The following is a 3,047-nucleotide window of genomic DNA, read 5'->3' as shown; positions in this document are numbered from 1 at the left end:
TGCTCTTTAACAATCTGGAACAAGCTGAAAATTTGAAACACTCAGTAGGGTGTCATCAGACAACTATTGAGGAGTCTCTCAATACCCCAATCCGAAGACACCTTCGGGTTGTGAGGTTAAGCGACTAAGCGTACACGGTGGATGCCTAGGCAGTCAGAGGCGATGAAGGGCGTGCTAATCTGCGATAAGCGCCGGGAAGGGGATATGACCCGCGAGACCCGGCGATACCCGAATGGGGAAACCCAGTGCAATTCGTTGCACTATCCTGACCTGAATTCATAGGGTCAGGAGGCGAACCGGGGGAACTGAAACATCTCAGTACCCCGAGGAAAAGAAATCAACCGAGATTCCCCCAGTAGCGGCGAGCGAACGGGGAGGAGCCCAGAACCAACATCAGTGTCAGCGTCAGGAGAACGGTCTGGAAAGGCCGGCAGTAAAGGGTGATAGCCCCGTATCTGAAGACGCTGGCAGTGTGAGTTCGATGAGTAGGGCGGGACACGTGGTATCCTGTCTGAATATGGGGGGACCATCCTCCAAGGCTAAATACTCCTGACTGACCGATAGTGAACCAGTACCGTGAGGGAAAGGCGAAAAGAACCCCGGCGAGGGGAGTGAAAGAGAACCTGAAACCGTGTACGTACAAGCAGTGGGAGCACCCTTTGGGGTGTGACTGCGTACCTTTTGTATAATGGGTCAGCGACTTATATTCTGTAGCAAGGTTAACCGTATAGGGGAGCCGCAGGGAAACCGAGTCTTAACTGGGCGTTAAGTTGCAGGGTATAGACCCGAAACCCGGTGATCTAGCCATGGGCAGGTTGAAGGTTGGGTAACACTAACTGGAGGACCGAACCGACTAATGTTGAAAAATTAGCGGATGACTTGTGGCTGGGGGTGAAAGGCCAATCAAACCGGGAGATAGCTGGTTCTCCCCGAAAGCTATTTAGGTAGCGCCTCGTGAATTCATCTTCGGGGGTAGAGCACTGTTTCGGCTAGGGGGTCATCCCGACTTACCAACCCGATGCAAACTGCGAATACCGAAGAATGTTATCACGGGAGACACACGGCGGGTGCTAACGTCCGTCGTGAAGAGGGAAACAACCCAGACCGCCAGCTAAGGTCCCCAAGTCATGGTTAAGTGGGAAACGAAGTGGGAAGGCTCAGACAGCCAGGATGTTGGCTTAGAAGCAGCCATCATTTAAAGAAAGCGTAATAGCTCACTGGTCGAGTCGGCCTGCGCGGAAGATGTAACGGGGCTAAACCATGCACCGAAGCTGCGGCAGCGACACGTAAGTGTTGTTGGGTAGGGGAGCGTTCTGTAAGCCGTTGAAGGTGGCCTGTGAGGGCTGCTGGAGGTATCAGAAGTGCGAATGCTGACATAAGTAACGATAATGCGGGTGAAAAACCCGCACGCCGGAAGACCAAGGGTTCCTGTCCAACGTTAATCGGGGCAGGGTGAGTCGACCCCTAAGGCGAGGCTGAAAAGCGTAGTCGATGGGAAACAGGTTAATATTCCTGTACTTGGTGTTACTGCGAAGGGGGGACGGAGAAGGCTATGTCATCCGGGCGACGGTCGTCCCGGTTTAAGCGTGTAGGTGGGCGGTTTTGGTAAATCCGGACCGCTGTATAACACTGAGGCGTGATGACGAGGCACTACGGTGCTGAAGTGACAGATGCCCTGCTTCCAGGAAAAGCCTCTAAGCTCCAGGTAACATTGAATCGTACCCCAAACCGACACAGGTGGTCAGGTAGAGAATACTCAGGCGCTTGAGAGAACTCGGGTGAAGGAACTAGGCAAAATGGTGCCGTAACTTCGGGAGAAGGCACGCTGGCAGTAGGTGAAGAAACTTGCTTTCGGAGCCGAAGCCAGTCGCAGATACCAGCTGGCTGCAACTGTTTAATAAAAACACAGCACTGTGCAAACACGAAAGTGGACGTATACGGTGTGACGCCTGCCCGGTGCTGGAAGGTTAATTGATGGGGTTATCCGTAAGGAGAAGCTCTTGATCGAAGCCCCAGTAAACGGCGGCCGTAACTATAACGGTCCTAAGGTAGCGAAATTCCTTGTCGGGTAAGTTCCGACCTGCACGAATGGCGTAATGATGGCCAGGCTGTCTCCACCCGAGACTCAGTGAAATTGAACTCGCTGTGAAGATGCAGTGTACCCGCGGCAAGACGGAAAGACCCCGTGAACCTTTACTATAGCTTGACACTGAACACTGGTCCTTGATGTGTAGGATAGGTGGGAGGCTTGGAAGTGTGGACGCCAGTCTGCATGGAGCCATCCTTGAAATACCACCCTTTAATGGCTGGTGTTCTAACGTAGGCCCGTTATCCGGGTTGCGGACAGTGTCTGGTGGGTAGTTTGACTGGGGCGGTCTCCTCCCAAAGCGTAACGGAGGAGCACGAAGGTTAGCTAATCACGGTCGGACATCGTGAGGTTAGTGCAAAGGCATAAGCTAGCTTGACTGCGAGCGTGACGGCGCGAGCAGGTACGAAAGTAGGTCTTAGTGATCCGGTGGTTCTGAATGGAAGGGCCATCGCTCAACGGATAAAAGGTACTCCGGGGATAACAGGCTGATACCGCCCAAGAGTTCATATCGACGGCGGTGTTTGGCACCTCGATGTCGGCTCATCACATCCTGGGGCTGAAGTAGGTCCCAAGGGTACGGCTGTTCGCCGTTTAAAGTGGTACGCGAGCTGGGTTTAGAACGTCGTGAGACAGTTCGGTCCCTATCTGCCGTGGGCGTTGGAAGATTGAAAGGGGCTGCTCCTAGTACGAGAGGACCGGAGTGGACGCACCACTGGTGTTCGGGTTGTCATGCCAATGGCACTGCCCGGTAGCTAAGTGCGGAAGAGATAACCGCTGAAAGCATCTAAGCGGGAAACTTGCCTTGAGATGAGTCTTCCCTGACTCCTAGAGAGTCCTGAAGGAACGTTCGAGACGAGGACGTAGATAGGCTGGGTGTGTAAGCGTTGCGAGACGTTGAGCTAACCAGTACTAATGAACCGTGCGGCTTAACCTGACAACACCGAAGGTGTTTTGCGGG

At 53.6% G+C, this 3,047-nt stretch carries 1 rRNA gene; it reads left to right on the top strand.

Features of this window, described 5'->3' with window-relative positions:
- The first annotated feature begins 114 nt into the window (after nucleotides 1-114).
- Nucleotides 115-3,023: ribosomal RNA gene (locus tag AACS90_RS21670) — 23S ribosomal RNA — on the top strand.
- The last annotated feature ends 24 nt before the right edge of the window (nucleotides 3,024-3,047 follow it).

The organism is Xenorhabdus sp. KK7.4 (genome assembly GCF_963876465.1).
GTDB classification, from domain to species: domain Bacteria; phylum Pseudomonadota; class Gammaproteobacteria; order Enterobacterales; family Enterobacteriaceae; genus Xenorhabdus; species Xenorhabdus stockiae.
The sequence above is the reverse complement of the archived record's forward strand: the minus strand, read 5'-3'. Positions and strand labels throughout refer to the sequence as shown.